The 15,383-nt window shown below is 62.3% G+C and carries 21 protein-coding genes and 1 pseudogene; 10 read left to right on the forward strand and 12 right to left on the reverse strand.

What is annotated here, in order from left to right:
* The first annotated feature begins 86 nt into the window (after positions 1-86).
* Entirely contained in the window at positions 87-368 is a 282-nt protein-coding gene (locus tag EOA79_RS00330) for a hypothetical protein (protein ID WP_066992031.1), read from the forward strand.
* Positions 369-384: 16 nt separating this feature from the next.
* On the opposite strand, the gene EOA79_RS00335 is transcribed toward EOA79_RS00330, so the two are convergent.
* The 5 genes from EOA79_RS00335 to EOA79_RS32550 form a co-directional block, all read right to left on the reverse strand.
* Positions 385-1,209 (reverse strand): Ku protein, encoded by an 825-nt coding sequence (locus EOA79_RS00335; protein WP_127335126.1) that lies wholly within the window; start codon positions 1,207-1,209, stop codon positions 385-387.
* A 5-nt stretch (positions 1,210-1,214) separates the two neighbouring features.
* Positions 1,215-1,391: a hypothetical protein gene (locus tag EOA79_RS32545; RefSeq protein ID WP_082953724.1), complete on the reverse strand. Its 177-nt coding sequence runs from the start codon at positions 1,389-1,391 to the stop codon at positions 1,215-1,217.
* 76 nt (positions 1,392-1,467) lie between these two features.
* The gene (locus EOA79_RS00340) at positions 1,468-2,214 is read right to left on the reverse strand and encodes a metallophosphoesterase (protein WP_067320643.1); all 747 of its coding nucleotides are present in this window, start codon (positions 2,212-2,214) and stop codon (positions 1,468-1,470) included.
* The gene (locus tag EOA79_RS00345) at positions 2,207-3,013 is read right to left on the reverse strand and encodes a nucleotidyltransferase (protein ID WP_067320790.1); all 807 of its coding nucleotides are present in this window, start codon (positions 3,011-3,013) and stop codon (positions 2,207-2,209) included. The genes EOA79_RS00340 and EOA79_RS00345 overlap by 8 nt, the downstream gene beginning before the upstream one ends.
* 181 nt (positions 3,014-3,194) lie before the next feature.
* Positions 3,195-3,356, reverse strand: coding sequence for a hypothetical protein (locus tag EOA79_RS32550; RefSeq protein ID WP_082953723.1), 162 nt, complete (start codon positions 3,354-3,356; stop codon positions 3,195-3,197).
* A 576-nt stretch (positions 3,357-3,932) separates the two neighbouring features.
* Here EOA79_RS32550 and EOA79_RS00350 point away from each other — a divergent pair.
* Together EOA79_RS00350 and EOA79_RS00355 are read left to right on the forward strand one after the other, a co-directional pair.
* Positions 3,933-4,493 carry a hypothetical protein gene (locus EOA79_RS00350; protein ID WP_127335127.1) on the forward strand — a complete coding sequence of 187 codons (561 nt, stop codon included), beginning with the start codon at positions 3,933-3,935 and terminating at the stop codon, positions 4,491-4,493.
* Positions 4,494-4,501: 8 nt separating this feature from the next.
* Entirely contained in the window at positions 4,502-4,714 is a 213-nt protein-coding gene (locus tag EOA79_RS00355; protein ID WP_082953722.1) for a hypothetical protein, read from the forward strand.
* Between the two features lie 66 nt (positions 4,715-4,780).
* On the opposite strand, the gene EOA79_RS00360 is transcribed toward EOA79_RS00355, so the two are convergent.
* A complete protein-coding gene (locus EOA79_RS00360; RefSeq protein WP_095826298.1) occupies positions 4,781-5,044 on the reverse strand; it encodes a hypothetical protein in 264 nt (87 codons plus the stop codon).
* 182 nt (positions 5,045-5,226) lie between these two features.
* Here EOA79_RS00360 and EOA79_RS00365 point away from each other — a divergent pair.
* Together EOA79_RS00365 and EOA79_RS00370 are read left to right on the forward strand one after the other, a co-directional pair.
* A pseudogene (locus tag EOA79_RS00365) lies at positions 5,227-5,403 on the forward strand (thiamine pyrophosphate-binding protein); the annotation flags it as partial.
* A gap of 223 nt (positions 5,404-5,626) precedes the next feature.
* Positions 5,627-7,618, forward strand: a complete 1,992-nt coding sequence (locus EOA79_RS00370) for a protein-L-isoaspartate(D-aspartate) O-methyltransferase (RefSeq protein ID WP_095826297.1) — start codon at positions 5,627-5,629, stop codon at positions 7,616-7,618.
* 71 nt (positions 7,619-7,689) lie between these two features.
* Here the strand turns inward: EOA79_RS00370 and EOA79_RS00375 are convergent, their stop codons facing one another.
* From EOA79_RS00375 to EOA79_RS00385, 3 genes are all read right to left on the reverse strand, one after another.
* A complete protein-coding gene (locus EOA79_RS00375; protein ID WP_095826296.1) occupies positions 7,690-8,004 on the reverse strand; it encodes a hypothetical protein in 315 nt (104 codons plus the stop codon).
* A 549-nt stretch (positions 8,005-8,553) separates the two neighbouring features.
* Positions 8,554-8,979 carry a hypothetical protein gene (locus EOA79_RS00380; RefSeq protein ID WP_067320635.1) on the reverse strand — a complete coding sequence of 142 codons (426 nt, stop codon included), beginning with the start codon at positions 8,977-8,979 and terminating at the stop codon, positions 8,554-8,556.
* A gap of 320 nt (positions 8,980-9,299) precedes the next feature.
* Positions 9,300-9,503 (reverse strand): hypothetical protein, encoded by a 204-nt coding sequence (locus tag EOA79_RS00385; protein WP_095826283.1) that lies wholly within the window; start codon positions 9,501-9,503, stop codon positions 9,300-9,302.
* A 524-nt stretch (positions 9,504-10,027) separates the two neighbouring features.
* On the opposite strand from EOA79_RS00385, the gene EOA79_RS00390 reads away from it, so the two are divergent.
* Entirely contained in the window at positions 10,028-10,303 is a 276-nt protein-coding gene (locus EOA79_RS00390) for a hypothetical protein (RefSeq protein ID WP_245489826.1), read from the forward strand.
* Between the two features lie 388 nt (positions 10,304-10,691).
* Here EOA79_RS00390 and EOA79_RS00395 read toward each other — a convergent pair whose 3' ends face one another.
* A complete protein-coding gene (locus EOA79_RS00395) occupies positions 10,692-11,558 on the reverse strand; it encodes a Ku protein (protein WP_095826295.1) in 867 nt (288 codons plus the stop codon).
* 285 nt (positions 11,559-11,843) lie between these two features.
* Here EOA79_RS00395 and EOA79_RS00400 point away from each other — a divergent pair, with 285 nt between their 5' ends.
* Positions 11,844-12,053, forward strand: a complete 210-nt coding sequence (locus EOA79_RS00400; protein ID WP_066992002.1) for a hypothetical protein — start codon at positions 11,844-11,846, stop codon at positions 12,051-12,053.
* Between the two features lie 69 nt (positions 12,054-12,122).
* Here EOA79_RS00400 and EOA79_RS00405 read toward each other — a convergent pair whose 3' ends face one another.
* Positions 12,123-12,362: a hypothetical protein gene (locus EOA79_RS00405; protein WP_095779478.1), complete on the reverse strand. Its 240-nt coding sequence runs from the start codon at positions 12,360-12,362 to the stop codon at positions 12,123-12,125.
* A 160-nt stretch (positions 12,363-12,522) separates the two neighbouring features.
* Here EOA79_RS00405 and EOA79_RS00410 point away from each other — a divergent pair, with 160 nt between their 5' ends.
* From EOA79_RS00410 to EOA79_RS00420, 3 genes are all read left to right on the forward strand, one after another.
* Positions 12,523-13,308, forward strand: coding sequence for an SDR family NAD(P)-dependent oxidoreductase (locus EOA79_RS00410; protein WP_095826294.1), 786 nt, complete (start codon positions 12,523-12,525; stop codon positions 13,306-13,308).
* An 80-nt stretch (positions 13,309-13,388) separates the two neighbouring features.
* A complete protein-coding gene (locus EOA79_RS00415) occupies positions 13,389-14,567 on the forward strand; it encodes a zinc-dependent alcohol dehydrogenase (RefSeq protein WP_127335129.1) in 1,179 nt (392 codons plus the stop codon).
* A 63-nt stretch (positions 14,568-14,630) separates the two neighbouring features.
* Positions 14,631-14,873: a hypothetical protein gene (locus EOA79_RS00420; RefSeq protein WP_128292676.1), complete on the forward strand. Its 243-nt coding sequence runs from the start codon at positions 14,631-14,633 to the stop codon at positions 14,871-14,873.
* Positions 14,874-14,953: 80 nt separating this feature from the next.
* Here the strand turns inward: EOA79_RS00420 and EOA79_RS00425 are convergent, their stop codons facing one another.
* The gene (locus EOA79_RS00425; RefSeq protein WP_095779479.1) at positions 14,954-15,226 is read right to left on the reverse strand and encodes a hypothetical protein; all 273 of its coding nucleotides are present in this window, start codon (positions 15,224-15,226) and stop codon (positions 14,954-14,956) included.
* Positions 15,227-15,383: the final 157 nt, after the last annotated feature.

Consider the following 15,383-nt stretch of genomic DNA (forward strand, 5'->3'; position numbering starts at 1 on the left):
GCAACGGGCGGAACCACCATTCGCCTGAGCGGTTTTCCAACTGAGCGAACCGCGAGCCGGATAGGCTTGCAGCATTGGAGAACGAGATGGACCCGCGTAAAAAGCAACGCACCGCAAATCAGGACGAAACCGAGGCTCCGGCAGTCGAGCAGCAGGACTGGGACGCGCTTGAGGGCGGCCGGATCCTGCCCGACAGCGTCGCCGTCAACGGCGACCCGCAGGACGATGAAGAAGCGGAGGGAACGCTCCCCGAAGAAGACGACGACAATCCCTATCAGGAAAGTGACGAGGCACTCCCGGACGACGAGGAGGAGCGGGTCCTCGCGCGCGATCCCTCCAAGGAAGGAAGCCGGTTCGACGAGGTCTGAGCGGCCTTTCTTGGCGTCAAGCTGACTTGGGTTTGCCTTGCTTCGCGCCTTTCGCGGCGATGCCCTCCTTGGCAAGGCTTTTGCGCAGAACGTCGGCCAGATTGATGACGTTCTCACGCGGTTTCGGCGCCGCCTTGGGCAGCTTCTTGCCTTTGCGCTTGGCCTCGATCATGGCGATCAGCGCGTTCTCGTATGTATCCTCGAATTTCGAAGGATCGAACTTCGTCGCCTTCTTGTCGATCAGCAGGCCGGCGATCTCGAGCAGGTCCGCCTCGTAGTCCTGCTTCTTCAGCCCTTCGAACACCGTCGCCTCCGAAACCATCTCATTGCGGTCCCGCAGCTCGGTGAGAAGCATTCCCTTGCCGAAGGGCTGGATGAGAACCTCGCGTCCGCGCTGGTAGAGGACGACACAGGATCGCGCCGCCACCCGTTTGTTCTTCATGGCCTCCCGAAGGACGTTGAACGCCTCTGCGGAAGCATCCTCCGCCGGAATGAGGTAATAGGGCTTTTCGAGATAGCGCGTGTCGATGTCTGCGACCGGCACGAACTCGCCGATTTCCAGCGTGTGCTCGGAGGTTAGTTTCAGCGCCTTGATCTCCTCGGGCTCTATCTGGATGAAATCCTCCTTGTCGGTCTCGAAGCCCTTGACTTGGTCCTCGGCGTCCACCGGTTCGCCGGTCTCCTCATCCACATAGGCGCTTTTCACCGGCAGGCCGTCCCTCCGGTTCAATATCCTGAAATGGATTTTCGACGCTTCGCTGGTGGCGCCGACGATCTTGACGCCGCATGAAACCGATCCGACCTTCATGAAGCCTTTCCAGATCGCGCGAGGCGCAGCCATCGAGCTTACTCCGTCCGGATGCGCCCGGCAGGCGCCGGCGGATCGTCGGTTTCATCGGGATTTGGGCGCGGCACCTCGTCCGGCAGCCCGTGCCGCTCCGGCTTCCTGACCGGCTCCGGTTTCCAGCTGGGCGCCGGCATCGGCGTGTCGCGATCGGGATCCGGTTGTCTGGGGTCAGGCATCGAAGTTGGTTCCGTTGGTCTCCTGCACAACTCATCGCTGCCGGCATGGTTCCGAAGCGGCAGGCAGCGCTGCGCCTCAGATTTCGAGCAGCGCGTAAGGACGGCCGGTCGGCTTCGCGATATGCATGGCGACGTTGTAGACGCTGGCCCCACCAGGGGTCCGGCCTTCATACGAGCCGCGATGGGCATGGCCATGCACCACGGCGCTTACCTTGAAGCGATCGATGGTTTCGGCCAGCCGCGAGGAGCCGAGGAACGGAAAGATTTCCGGAGGCTCTCCCGCCACGGTCTCCGGGACCGGCGCATAGTGGAGCACCACGAGCGTGCGCTTGGCGCGCACCTGCCGCATAGCATTCTCGAGCCGCATTGCCTCGTTGACGCTTTCGGCCACCATCGCCTTGATGGCCGGCTCACCGAAGGAGCCCAGCATCCTTCGACCGAAGCCGCCGACAAAACCCTTCACGCCGACGAAGCCGACATCGTTCAGTTCGATCGCCTGGCCATCGAGGAGATGGACCCCCGCCTGGCGGAGCGTTGCAGCGATCTGCTCGACGCAACCGGATTCGTAGTCATGATTGCCGAGAACCGCGACCACGGGAATCGAGCATGCGCGCAGATCCTCGGCCAGAAGTTCCGCCTCACGCGGTTTTCCGAGATTGGTGAGATCGCCTGTAAGGACCAGGACGTCGGCCTCGCGCGATATCTCGCCGAACAGGTCGCGGTACGAGGTCTGGGCATCTTCCTGAACATGCAGGTCGCCCATGGCGGCGACCTTGATGACACCGTTGCCGTTTGATTTGGCTGATGTGGCTGGTTCAGGCATCGCGCATCTCTCCAACGCCGCCGACGCCGGCAAACCCCCATTCCTTGACGTCGATCTCATAGTCGACCTGCGACAGCAGGCGGCCGCGGCAGATCTTCATTTTGGGCGACGGCAGCTGCCGTTGCCGCGCAAGCCGGCCCAGCAGTTCGTCGAGCAGCCAGTCTGGAATGCGGTCCCGCTCGCTGGGATAGATCCACCGGAAGTTGAGGACCTGCATCAGCAGCACCTCCCAATGGACATCGAGATAGGCGAGCAGCCTTTGCCAGTCGATCTGATCGTGCGCCTTGAGGATGGTGTGGGCGATGTCGGCGCCGTCGTGGCGTCCTCTGTCCTGGATAAAGCATTTCGACCAGATGAGCTCCGTTGGGCCGATGATGCGGACCCGGCTGCCCAGCAGCTCGACTTGGCGGGCATGCTCCAGCCACTGATCCTTGACCTGCATCGTGCCGTTGGCCGAGGCGAAGATAACATCGAAGAAATGCTTGCCCTCGAAGACCTTCCCGAGCCAGCGGTCGTCCCGGATCTCGACCGCATAGCCGATGTTCTTGAAGTGCTCGAGTATGCGCGCGCAATCTCCGGCCTTGCAGAAGATATCCAGATCCTTGGTTTGCCGAACCACGCCCGTATAGGCGCTCACCGCGTAGGTCCCGGCGACCAGGAAAGGAATGTCGGTAGCGGCGAGCTCGCGGATCGCATGGGTGTAGAACGCCTCCGCCGCGGCGCTTCTCAGCGTTGGCTCGGCTTTCGCGTCGATCACGGGGAGCGATGCTGGCAGACCCGGCAACTCGTCGTTGGTCATCAACTGCTGCTCCGATTTCGGACCTTTCGATAACAGCCGCGGGGCCCGCTTGTTCCGCTGTCGGAGCTTGCGAAATGGGCCCGGCAACACCGTCCGGAGAGCAGGCAAGCCGCGCCGCGCGCGGAGCATTGCCGAAATCGCGTGAAAACAACGACTTGGGCGCGACAGCCTGGCTGGTGCGCTAGTCCTTTTGCTCGCGGTACAAGCGCTCGGTCGCGCGGTCGCTCTCGCGCCGTTCGACTGGACCTCTGTGACGGCGGGTGAAAAGCACGTAGATGATCGCAATGAGAAGGATCAGCGGACCGCCGGCAACAACGAATAGCCATAAATCGGAGCCGAACATGGCGTTTCCTTCCTGTCGAAGGTGGTTTCTCCAGCAACCTATCGCTGGTCTTGAGCTAACCGATAAGGGCTGCAAATGTTCCTGTCCAAGGGAGTAGGCGGCCTGCGTGGTCAGCCGCTTACGCGCCCGGCGGGATCGCCTTGGCGACCAATGTCCGGCCGTTGCGGCACCCTGAGCCAAACGGCCGAAGGCGGTAGCCGCCAGTTCGTTTGGGCCGCCGTATGCGCGCTGTCTCTTTGCCGAGAGCGGCGTCTTGACCAAACCGCAGCAGGAAAGGCCGTCCCGTCCAAGCGACTGCGGCGAGCAAGAACCTCTGAGGTGGGCTTGTCGTGGAACGCGGCCTTCGGATCACAGTTCCGGCAGACGCCATCTGAAAATCGACAGGCTCGGACTGGAACAAAGCCCTGAGTCGCTCGTTCGGCTCCGGCCCATCGAGCACAGGAGCTGGAAGCCATGAACATGCGGACACTTCTCGCGCCATTAGCCGTCGCTGCGACCTCCTCGTTTTTTCCGGCGGTCGCAGCCGATAACGCGCAAACCTTTGCCGGCCGATCGTAATCGATAGGAGACATCAAAATGCAGACGATCACCGCACTGTTCGACGATTATGACGATGCCGCCGATGCCGTGGGCGAGCTGGAGTCCATGGGCGTACCGCCGAGCGATCTCAGCATCATCGCCAACAATGCCGACGGCCGGCATTCTTCCGCGGCCGCCGAAGATGCAGCCAGTGGAGCCGGGATCGGGGCGGTCGTGGGCGGCGCCGGCGGCTTGGCGACGGGCCTCGGCGCCATAGCAATACCTGGCCTCGGTCCGGTCGTGGCGGCTGGCTGGCTGGCGGCGACAGCCGCGGGCGCGGCCGCGGGCGCAGTTGTTGGTGGAGCGGCCGGCGGCATCATCGGCAGTCTGACCGACGGCGGCGTGTCGGAGGGCGACGCCCATATCTATGCCGAAGGCATTCGCCGGGGCGGCACTCTGGTTACCGCTCGCGTCGAAGATGACCCCGCTCCGCAAGCACAAGCGATCCTCCATGATTCCAGGTCGGTGGACATCGGCGAACGGCGGAACGACTACGAAGCTGGCGGTTGGACCGGATTCGATCCGCGGGCCGGCGATTACCGTCAGCAGAGCAAATAGGAGTCAGCGTGAGACGAGTGCTGTTGCCGCTGATCCTGACAGTGGTTGTGCTGTTGGCATGTTACTGGGCCTTCGCCTATGTCCAGAGTAGCTGGCCGACGGCACCGTTGAAGCGGACACCTGAGCAGAACCAGGGCGGAAACGCACCCCAGGACACGTCTCCCGCCGCCGGCATAAAAAAGGATCCGCAAGGCAGCAACAAAATGCCGGGCAATCAATAGCGGCAGGCGTAAGCAGCGAGCATCAGGCGAGCGAATTGCTTTCCGCCTGATCGCATGGCGCTTCTCTCATCCGCGCTCGATGAATTTGTTGAAACGGCTGGGCAAACCTTCCGCCGTTAGGTCTTGGTGCACGAAGGCAAGTTCGTTCTCATCCAATATGGCGAAGAACTCTTCCCATTCGACGGGCTGCAGATCCTCTTCGTGCTCGCCGAAGTCGACGCGCAGCACCGCCCCCTTGCCTGCAGTCCGCGCGACTGCAGGTCTGCCTTGGCGGGCTTCAATCCAAGCCCGGATCACCTCGTGATTTGTGGTTTTCAGTGGCTCGCTCATGATCAACCCTTCCGGCTAATCGCCAATCCTGGCGCTTTGCTCGTCAGCGAATGAGGATTCAATCCGCGTCCGGCTCGCTCGTTCCCGCGAATTCGCTCCTTGCGAGGCGGTGGCCTGGCTGCGTGGCCAAGGGAACCAACTGCCGCCCTACTGGTTCGGAATGCATTCATTGGAGCCTGGCCATGCCAAATGCAGCCGAAATTTTCGTCGACACTCGGGTTGCTTGGGATGTCGAGGTCATGTTCGGCCTGCCCGGCGATGGCATCAACGGCATCATGGAGGCTTTGCGGAAAAACCGGGACAAAATCTCCTTTGTCCAGGTGCGCCATGAAGAATCTGCCGCATTGATGGCTTGCGCCAGCATCGAGCGGGCCGACGAGGTCGAGCGCGTTCTTGACGAAGCCTTGATGCCGAAGATGCCGCCCGATTATGCCAAGAATTTCCGCAAGGCGCTGCCGGAGACTCCGGGGCGCGAGCGGATCGAGGAGAACGTCGCGCGGGAGCCGGCCAGGACGATGATGGAAGCCGAGGGATGACGTTGCCGCAGCCGCTTGCGATTCCAACTTCCTGTTGAGGATGTACATGCTCGACCTGTGCCGCGAACGTCGCCGAATGGTCGATGTTCATCTCCGCCGCCGCGGCATTCATGATCGTGAGATCCTGGCAGCGATGCGCGAGGTCCCACGCGAGACTTTCGTGGACCCTGGCTTCGAAGAATTTGCCTACGAGGATGGACCGCTGCCGATTGCCGAGGGCCAAACGATATCGCAGCCCTATATCGTCGCGTTCATGCTGGAAATGGCTGAGATCGGGCCCGGCGATCACGTCCTCGAGGTCGGCACGGGATCTGGCTACGCCGCCGCCGTGATGAGCCGCATCGTCGATCATGTCTACACGATGGAACGGCACGCCGGCCTGGCGGAAACCGCGAGACGGCGCTTCGAGACGCTTGGCTACCGCAACATCGATGTGCGCACCGGCGACGGCACCAAGGGCTGGCCCGAAGCGGCACCGTTCGATGCCATTGTCGTCGCGGCGAGCGGGCCCGGCGCGCCGCTCGCGCTGCAGCAGCAGTTGGATGTCGGCGGCAAGCTGGTCATTCCGGTCGGAGATGACCCTGACGAGCAGCGTCTCCTCAAAGTCACCCGCACGGGCGCTTCCACCTACAGCGAGGAAGATTTCGGTGCGGTGCGCTTTGTCCCTTTGATCGGCGAAGAAGGCTGGCAGGAGGACAACCGCATCCGAACCAGCCGTACCTCCCCGCTCTTGCCAGCGCGCAGTCTTCCGCAGATGATTGCCGCAGCGGCCGAACCGCTTCCGGAGTTCGATGATCCCGCCTTTGTGGAGGCCTTCGATCGCTTTGCCGACCGGCGGATCGTGCTGCTCGGCGAAGCGAGCCACGGCACATCCGAGTTCTATCGGGCGCGGGCTTGGATCACCAGAAGACTGATCGAGAAACATGGCTTCACGATCGTCGCCGCTGAAGCCGACTGGCCCGACGCCGCGGCGATCGACCGCTATGTGCGCCACCGCCCACCTTCGCCGCGCGCCGACATGCCTTTCCAGCGGTTTCCCACCTGGATGTGGCGCAACGCCGAATTCGCGGCATTCGTGGAGTGGCTGCGTGCGCACAACGAGCAGATCGAAACACCGGCAAGCCAGGCAGGGTTCTACGGCCTCGATATCTACAATATGAAAGGCTCGATCGCGGCGGTTTTGGAATATCTCGACCGCATCGATCCGGAGGCGGCAAGCATTGCCCGCGAACGCTACGGCTGCCTGACGCCGTGGCAGCACGAACCCGCCACCTATGGCCGGGCGGCGCTAACCCGAGGCTACCGGGAATGCGAGGAGGCGGTGCTGCGGCAATGCCGGGACATGCTGTCGCGTCAGCTCGATCACGCCGGCCAGGACGGCGACGAATTGTTCGATGCCGCGCAGAACGCCCGGCTCATCGCCTCCGCCGAGCACTACTATCGCGTGATGTACTATGGCGGCGCGCAATCCTGGAACCTGCGTGACACGCACATGTTCGACACACTGCAACATGTTATCGAAGCGCGTTCCCCCGATGCCAAGGCCGTGGTCTGGGCGCACAACTCCCATATCGGCGACGCCCGCTTCACGGAGATGGGAATCGTCAGGGACGAAGTGAACATCGGTCAGCTCTGTCGCCAGCGGTTCGGCGACGACGTAGCCCTCATCGGCTTCGGCACGCATGCCGGGACGGTCGCTGCCGCCAGGCATTGGGACGGCGAAATGGAAATCATGTCCGTGCGGCCTTCGCGCGAGGACAGCTACGAGCGGCTTTGCCACGACGCCGGCACCGCTCGTTTCCTGCTCGACCTTGGAGCCGATCCAGCCCTTCATGAACGGCTGACCGAACGTCGGCTAGAACGGTTCATCGGAGTGATCTATCGGCCGGAAACGGAACTGCACAGCCACTATGCCGACGCCTCGCTTGCGCGGCAATTCGATGCCTTCGTCTGGTTCCATGAAACTACCGCCGTGACGCCGCTCGGGCCGGAGCATGCGACGCGCGGGGTCCCGGACACCTACCCCTTCGGCGTGTAGGCATGACGAATGCATTCGACATCGCGCTGATGCGGAACCTTCGGCGCGCGTGGTGCGGCGAGCGAAGACTACTATTCTTTCACGTAGGCACCAGACCGGCGGCCGCCTCTGGGTGCTTTCGCATCCTTGGAATGCTCGGCGACCGATGGGCCGGCTCCGGAAGTTTTTTGCGTCGCAGGACCAGGCGTCGCCCGTCCCGGAGGGTTTTGCCCTTCCGACTGATGTGTCTTGTCTTCCACCTCGCCCTGTCTGCGGGTGAGCCCAAAGCGATCGTGAGGCTTTTCGTTGCCGGCCGCGGCCTGCGAAAACCGGTCTGAGGGATCCGGATCGGTATTGGCCGGGTACTTCCTGGCGCCGGTCTCGCGGCGGTTCTCTTCCTTGCCCATGACTCTCTCCGGGTTGATCTGGAGGATAACAAGATCGTCGGAAGAGCGTTCCCCGACCTGGCCGATAAGGGACGCGGGCAATCGGCTCCATCAGTCCGATGGAACAAACACGCCATCGCCCAATTAGGCAAACAGAGGTTCGGAGGCCAAGCGCGGTCCGGTTGCGCCCGATCCGACAGTCGGCGCGGCTTCGGCTCCAAACACGAAAAAGCCGGGCGGCTAGCAGCGGACGAAAGGATTTCTGATGCCCCGGATCGTTGCAGTGATCGCGATCGTGGTGATTTTGTTGATAACCGTTTGGGCCTGGATCGGCCGAGAGCCCGAGCGCCCGAGCGGCGGGAGCCAGCAGCCAGCGCCCCACGCGATCGACCAGAACGGCTGAAGCAGGGCCTTTCGATCGGCGACTTGCCGTTCTCACCGCATCGCCGTCTTCGCCGCATTGCGGTCTCGCGCGCCCTGCATGGACCTATCGCTCCGCGGATCGATCAACGTCCGAGCAAAGCCGGCGGCTGTCGCAACAGCCGCGATAGCGAGCAGGTTGAGACGCAGTCAGTGTATGAAGCGGCTTCTCAGCCAGGCAAAAATGCGATTGCCTGTGACAATTCTCCGGACGCGTCCAGCAGCCCAACTGGCCTGCATGGTTGCGCCGGTGTGGCAGCTGCAGACGACTTCATGCAACTGCCAATCGGAGAGTTCAAAGAAGCGTTTGGCTTCCCCATAGGTATCGGACTGCAGGCCCGAGGCCCTCAGCAGCGGGTCTTCGAACGCAACCGTCAGCGGGGATCCAGCCGCCCGCGCCTCTTCCCGCATGCCTGGATAGAGATACTCGGTGCCGGTGAGCGCGGCGAGACAGCGCAACGGATTCCGCTCGAGCAGTTCTGCCCACCTCTCTATCTTTTCAGTCCTTGTCGTGAGCGGCACCAGCGGATTGATATCAGCGACTGCGTGCAGTTGGTCGAGCGTTTGGTGTTTCATGATAGGCTCCCGTCCATACTTGGCTGACCGGCTTGTCCTGGCGGGGTCGGCAGGCCCGCGTCTGAGGTGCGGGCCGATCAGTGTTTCCCACCGATCTCCGGCAGGCGCCAAAAAAGCGGCGCCTGCAAATCATCGAACTGACAGTCGTCCCCAAAGTTCCGGATGAACACGGAATTCATTTGGAATGAGGTTCCGCAGTGCAGGACTGCACGGCGTTTCAGTTGCGAGCCCAGGCTGGACTAAGATGCAGGCGCATTGTCGAATATCTCATATCAGTGATAGGAACGGGAGCATGGTCCTTTCTCAGGCCCCCGCGGTCCTCATTCCGTTGCCGCCTTCTTCCGTTTCGCCTCGTCGAAGTCGATTGACAGCACGATCTTTCCGTTGGCGTCGCGAACCCGGACGGCCCAGCCCTGCTGCCCACCTTCGGCGGCCGTGTCGTCAAGCAAATCAATCGCCGAACGCAGCGCCTCGTCGTGCACGGCCTCCAGGTTCGGGAATTCCACGCCCTTGAGCTGCCGCACGCCATCATGGTCGCGATATTCGAATGTGAAGGGCTCTCCGGCTTGGCGGGCTCGCTGAAGTCGCGGTTGCTCTGCTGCTCGGACCGGTCTTCCACGGTCTCGAAAACCGCGCACTGCACCATCATCTCTTTGGCGCGATCGATAAGAGCGGTGTCGCCGTTCGTCGGCCGTGGATCGGATCCAGCCATTGTGACGGCAATCTTTTCGCCGCCCTCACCGAGAAATTCGACTGTCACCACGCCTTCCGACCTGGAAAGTATGTGGGTCTCGAGAACCTGCATCGGTGCCTCGTCATCTTAGATAACGAAGGTAAAAGCTGCCCAACAGGAAAGGTTCCGGCCGCGCTCAGCGATTGGCGGCAGCGATAGTTCCCCCTTCCCGGAAACGAGTGCCTGGACAGCAGCGTTTCTACTTCGCGTTCAAATGATCCCGTGGGAACACCGACGCCGGACAGATGTTTGGTAGAAAGGAGCTGTCCGATGACCTCACCGAGCAAGCGAACACCCGCCGAGGATCGAGGCGAAATGCAGATGGGCATTACCCGGGACAAGACGCCCGGATTCGACCCTTCTGCCGCCCCGCAGGAAACGGATGCAGAGGCGGGAGGGTCGGCGAGTTCCACCCATCACGTCGCACAAGATGAACCGAAATTCACCAATCAGGCGAGCTTCGCCAACGCCATGCAGCGCCCCCAGAACGCGCCCGGCCTTCAGCCGAGCAGGAACGGGCCGGTGCTGGTGATTGCGGCGCTCGTGGTTCTGGCGGGCGCCGCTTTCCTGCTTGCCGCCCGGCTGGGTTGATGGATGCCGGCTCGCCGAGGAAGTGGCGCTCCAACCCGGAACGCCCGATGCAAGGTCTGATAGCTAGGGAGTATGTGCATGCCCATGTTGAAAAAGCTTCTTCGCCATCTTTGGCGACGGAAAATCCAGCCGGCGGCCAATCCATCCCCAGTCGATGCGATCGTGCGGCTGTTGCGTGAAAGCGAGGAACGCAACGGATAGATTTTTGGATCGTGCCCGGTGCGCCCCGGCGCGCGAAATTCTCGAGCTCATGCTCTTCTGCCACGGCCGGTGTTTTAGCCCGCGCTGGGCGTTACCCGAATTCCTCCTCGGCGAAGGCGCCGAGACTCCAGCCTTGTTTGCCTCGGTCTGCAAGCCAGCTTGATGTCGCTCACCGCACAGACAACTGCTATGCCGATTTGCGCCCCCGTGCAGAATTCTTCGTCTTTTTTCGTTTCGGCGCTCCCCTGGACTTCGGGGATTTGGGTTTTGCCCCGGCCTCCGCGCCGAGGCTCTTTTTCAGCGCATCGAACAAATTGACCACATTGGACGGCTTGGGTTCCGCCTTGGCTTTCGGCGCCTTCCTGCCGGCCTTTCTGGCGCGAACCAGTTCCAGCAGTGCCTCCTGATATCGGTCCCGGAACTCGGTGGGATCGAACTTGCCCTTCTGCTTATCGATGATGTGCTCGGCCAACCCGATCATCTCGCTGTCGGGCTTTCCCGACTTGATCTCGGCGAAGACGCCGGCGGGCTCGCGCACGGTGTCGCCATAACGCAGGGTGGTCAGCATCATGCCCTTGCCGCGCGACTCGACCACCACCGGGCGTTCCCTCTGATAGAGCACGATGCGAGCGAGCCCGGCCATCTTCTTTTCTGCCAGCGCGTCGCGGATCACCGCAAAGGCCTCTTCCGAGACCTTGTCGGCGGGCGTCACGTAGTAGGGTGCGTCGAGATAGATCTGCTCGATCGACGATTTGTCGACGAAGCCGTCGAGATTGAGCGTGTGCGAGGACTCGATCTGCACCGCCTCGATGTCTTCCTCTTCGATGAAGATGAATTCGTCCTTGCCGACTTCGTAGCCCCTGACCTCGTCGTCTTTATCCAGCGGCTTGCCGCTCTCGGCATCGACATAGATGCGCCGGACCCTGTTGCCGGTCTTGCGATTGAGCACGTGGAAGGAAACCTTCTCGGCATGGGTCACGACGTTCGTCAATTCGACGGCACAGGTGACCAGCGACAGTTTGAGATAACCGCTCCAGGCGGGACGCGGCGCCATGGCGATCTCCTTGGCGACAGGAATGCAGCCGGAACGGCGAACGCACCGCTTCGGTTCCGACGTCGCAGGCCGGCGCATCGCGTCGGCTTCAGCCGGCTGAACCGGGAAGCAGCGCTGAAGTTCCCGGCGGGAGAAGCAACGGGAGCTTTCGACAAGGGCTTGGCCCGACATATTCGAGTTGCAGACATTTCGTTCGAAACGTCCGTCCGTCGCGGGATCATTCGGAACAATGGGCCTTCGGGCAAGTTGGATACGGCTCCAACGGCGAATTGATCTGGAACGACCGTGGCGACGCGGAAGATCGACAAGGACAGGCGTGAGCGCACCTCGAATGCGGCGCGCGAACTGCTTGAGACGGAACGACTGGCGCGCCAGGCAAAGACGGCGCGACTACGCGAGCAGCGTTTGGCCGCGGCACCGGCGGCAAAGTCGCCTCCTCCCGCGGCCAGGCCGGGCCGGACGCCCAAGAAGCGAAAAATCATAGATATCAGCTAGCGCCTGGCTCCGTTCGGCGCTGCCGCTTTAGGGCGGCCGGAAATCGATGACGCGTCCAGCCAGCTTCTCTCATTCCTTGGCCGCTGGCTCTCCAGGCCCAATCTCGGTCTCATCTAATATGTGCTCGTGAATGATGCCGAGGATTTGCAGCCTCACCGCCTCACGCGCCTCCGGCTGGATGAACGGCATGAGGAGATCGACCCTCTCCTTGACCCGACGGGGCAGATCAGCGCTGGGATCGGTCAGCTGGCTGCCATGCTCATAGAGGTTGTCGGTAAGTTTCTTATCCAGATCGGAAAAGATGCCCATGGCTGTCGCTCCACATTGACGGCGGAACAGCCGTGCCCCGAATTGGTTCCGTCTCGCCGAGCCTCGTTTGCCGCGCGTTGCCGAATCCCAAGAATTCGAACGGAACAATCGCACTCTGCGCATGTTCGGCCGGACCACACTCACACGGTCGGAGAACGAAATGGAAAACGGAAAGCTCGCCGTGGTGACCGGCGCTTCCAGCGGCATCGGCAAGGAACTGGCGAAATTATGCGCGAGAGATGGCTACGAACTGGTGATCGTGGCCGACGAGCCGGCGATAGAGCAGGCTGCCGAGGCGCTGCAATCTCACCACGTTGCAGTCGAGGCGGTAGAAGCCGACCTCGCGACCGAGGAAGGGGCCAATCAACTGATCGCGAGGATTGGTGACCGCGCTATTGACCTTCTGTTCCTCAACGCGGGACGAGGCCTGGGCCGGGGCTTCATCGATCAGGACTGGCCCAAGGCGCGCCGCGTCATCGACACGAACATCACCGGCACGGTCTATCTGGCACATCGGCTCGGCCGGCAGATGGTCCGGCGTGGCCGCGGCCGGATCCTGTTCACGGGCTCCATCGCCGGCTTCATGCCCGGCACCTTCCAAGCGGTCTACAACGGCACCAAAGCCTTCATCGATTCTTTCGCCATCGCGCTGCGCCATGAGTTGAAGGACAGCGGTGTGACCGTGACAGTGCTGATGCCCGGCGCGACGCAGACCCGCTTCTTCGAGCGGGCCGACATGATGGACACCGAAATCGGGACTCAGGAGAAAGACAATCCGGCCGATGTGGCCAAGGACGGCTATGATGCCATGATGGCCGGAAAAGAGCAGGTCGTTAGCGGTTTGAAGAACAAGATGCAGGCTGCCGCGGCCCATGTCACGCCGGCCGGCACGCTGGCCGAGCAGCATCGCAAGGCCGCCGAACCGGGTTCCGCGAACAACGGATGAATGCGAGGCGCCGCCCGGGGAACATTCCAGCCGGGCGCAAGTTCGATGCACTCAATCCTCCGATCGACAGGAATGGCACGATGAAAGCGCTGACATGGCACGGCAAGGGCGATATCCGGTGCGACGCGGTCGCCGATCCCGCGATCGAGGACGACCGCGACATCATCATCAGGGTTACCTGCTGCGCCATTTGCGGTTCGGACCTGCATCTGATGGACGGCTATATGCCGACGATGAAATCGGGCGACGTGCTGGGCCATGAGACCATGGGCGAAGTGGTGGAGGTCGGCCGTGGACACAGCAAGTTCAAGAAGGGCGATCGCGTCGTCGTTCCCTTCAATATCTCATGCGGCGAATGCTGGTTTTGCCAGAACGGCCTGTTTTCACTCTGCGACCGGTCGAACCCCAACGCCGACCAGGCCGCCAAGGTCATGGGCCAGTCGCCCGCGGGCCTGTTCGGCTATTCGCATCTGGTCGGTGGCTATTGGGGCGGGCAAGCCGAGTATTTGCGCGTGCCTTTTGCCGATGTCGGCCCGATCAAGGTGCCGGACGGCATGGACGACGACCAGGTCCTGTTCCTCTCCGACATCTTCCCGACCGGCTATATGGCGGCGGAGAACGCCGGCATCCGGGAGGGCGACACCGTCGCCATCTGGGGCTGCGGGCCGGTCGGCCAGTTCGCGATCCAGAGCGCCTGGATGCTTGGCGCCGGACGCGTGATCGCCATCGACAAGGTACCGGAGCGGCTTGCTATGGCGCGCGACCACGGCAAGGCCGAGACCCTCGATTTCAGCAACTTGAATATCTACGATGCCCTGATGGCCATGACCAACGGTCGCGGCCCGGACAGTTGCATCGACTGTGTCGGCACCGAAGCCGATGCCAGCGCCACCCCGGATTCCATGCTCGATAAGCTCAAGGCGAGTGTCTATCTTGGCACCGACCGGCCGCATGTGCTGCGCGAGGCGATCTATTGCTGTCGCAAGGGAGGCACCATTTCGGTGCCCGGCGTCTATATCGGCCTTGTCGACCACATCCCGTTCGGCGCGGCGATGAACAAGGGGCTGACGTTCCGCATGGGACAAACCCACACGCAACGCTATCTCGAGCCTCTCCTGCACAAGGTCCAAAGCGGCGACATCGACCCGTCCTTCGTGATCACCCACCGCGCCGGGCTCGAGGCCGGACCCGACCTCTACAGGAAGTTCCGCGACAAGCAGGACGGCTGCATCAAGGTCGTGATGCGCCCTCACGGGTGACCACGTCTTTGCCCGGAACTCGCCCGGGCGCCCTGTCGTTGCGATCAGGTAAGGAGGTATCAAATGGCTCAACTGAAAAACACATCTCGGCCGGCCACCAGGTCACCGAACGCTGAAGGCCTTCCGCGTCCAAACCGCGATGCTATGGATAGCGACGCCGGCGCGAGACCGGCAGTTCCCAAAACAGCCGGCGCCGCCGAGGAACAGTCGACATCACCGCTCGACAGTAAGGTTGCCAATCGCAATGCCGGTCGCAAGCGCGAGGCCGGAACCACCCCGCGCCCAACCGACAAGCCATTGGATTGAGGCAACCGGGGCGGCGCGGCAGCCTCCGCCGGTCGGGCCGCTTGCGTGCGTTCGTTGCTGGTTACCTGCCGCCGCCCGCGTCAACCATTCCCGCTCCGCTCGACAAATTTGTTGAAGCGGCTCTTTCCTCCGCTCCCGGCCTTGTCCTGATGGAGGAAGGCAAGGTCGTTCTCGTCGAAGATCCGGAAGAACTCATCCCACTCGATCGGTTCGAGCGCTTCCTCCGGCTCGCCGAAGTCGATGCGCAGGATGCCGCCCTCGCCCTTGGTGCGAACCACGGCGGGATGGCCGTCCCTCTCCTCAACCCATTTGCGAATTTCGTCGTGATTGGTGGTCGTCTTCGCTTCAGACATGGCATTCCCTTTCTCGCCGCACGTCGGTGAGCGGCCCTAACAGCGCGCAAAGGGCAATGTTCCCGGGCATGCGGGCGACCCGCCGACAGCTTCGCCACGAGGGAACTTTGATGAAGCAGGGAACAAACCTTTTGTCCCGAAGTTCGGGAGCCCAACG

Source organism: Mesorhizobium sp. M1A.F.Ca.IN.020.03.2.1 (genome assembly GCF_004023205.1).
Taxonomy (GTDB): domain Bacteria; phylum Pseudomonadota; class Alphaproteobacteria; order Rhizobiales; family Rhizobiaceae; genus Mesorhizobium.

Excerpts from the sequence above, each read along its gene's own strand:
- EOA79_RS00415 (WP_127335129.1), top strand. The coding sequence starts at position 13,389 with ATGAAAGCGCTGACATGGCACGGCAAGGGCGATATCCGGTGCGACGCG.
- EOA79_RS00420 (WP_128292676.1), top strand. The coding sequence starts at position 14,631 with ATGGCTCAACTGAAAAACACATCTCGGCCGGCCACCAGGTCACCGAAC.
- EOA79_RS00375 (WP_095826296.1), bottom strand. The coding sequence starts at position 8,004 with ATGGGCAAGGAAGAGAACCGCCGCGAGACCGGCGCCAGGAAGTACCCG.
- EOA79_RS00380 (WP_067320635.1), bottom strand. The coding sequence starts at position 8,979 with ATGAAACACCAAACGCTCGACCAACTGCACGCAGTCGCTGATATCAAT.
- EOA79_RS00340 (WP_067320643.1), bottom strand. The coding sequence starts at position 2,214 with ATGCCTGAACCAGCCACATCAGCCAAATCAAACGGCAACGGTGTCATC.
- EOA79_RS00360 (WP_095826298.1), bottom strand. The coding sequence starts at position 5,044 with ATGAGCGAGCCACTGAAAACCACAAATCACGAGGTGATCCGGGCTTGG.
- EOA79_RS00405 (WP_095779478.1), bottom strand. The coding sequence starts at position 12,362 with ATGGGCATCTTTTCCGATCTGGATAAGAAACTTACCGACAACCTCTAT.
- EOA79_RS00335 (WP_127335126.1), bottom strand. The coding sequence starts at position 1,209 with ATGGCTGCGCCTCGCGCGATCTGGAAAGGCTTCATGAAGGTCGGATCG.
- EOA79_RS00330 (WP_066992031.1), top strand. The coding sequence starts at position 87 with ATGGACCCGCGTAAAAAGCAACGCACCGCAAATCAGGACGAAACCGAG.
- EOA79_RS00345 (WP_067320790.1), bottom strand. The coding sequence starts at position 3,013 with ATGACCAACGACGAGTTGCCGGGTCTGCCAGCATCGCTCCCCGTGATC.
- EOA79_RS00425 (WP_095779479.1), bottom strand. The coding sequence starts at position 15,226 with ATGTCTGAAGCGAAGACGACCACCAATCACGACGAAATTCGCAAATGG.
- EOA79_RS00350 (WP_127335127.1), top strand. The coding sequence starts at position 3,933 with ATGCAGACGATCACCGCACTGTTCGACGATTATGACGATGCCGCCGAT.
- EOA79_RS00390 (WP_245489826.1), top strand. The coding sequence starts at position 10,028 with ATGCAGATGGGCATTACCCGGGACAAGACGCCCGGATTCGACCCTTCT.
- EOA79_RS32545 (WP_082953724.1), bottom strand. The coding sequence starts at position 1,391 with ATGCCTGACCCCAGACAACCGGATCCCGATCGCGACACGCCGATGCCG.
- EOA79_RS00370 (WP_095826297.1), top strand. The coding sequence starts at position 5,627 with ATGCTCGACCTGTGCCGCGAACGTCGCCGAATGGTCGATGTTCATCTC.
- EOA79_RS00395 (WP_095826295.1), bottom strand. The coding sequence starts at position 11,558 with ATGGCGCCGCGTCCCGCCTGGAGCGGTTATCTCAAACTGTCGCTGGTC.
- EOA79_RS32550 (WP_082953723.1), bottom strand. The coding sequence starts at position 3,356 with ATGTTCGGCTCCGATTTATGGCTATTCGTTGTTGCCGGCGGTCCGCTG.
- EOA79_RS00410 (WP_095826294.1), top strand. The coding sequence starts at position 12,523 with ATGGAAAACGGAAAGCTCGCCGTGGTGACCGGCGCTTCCAGCGGCATC.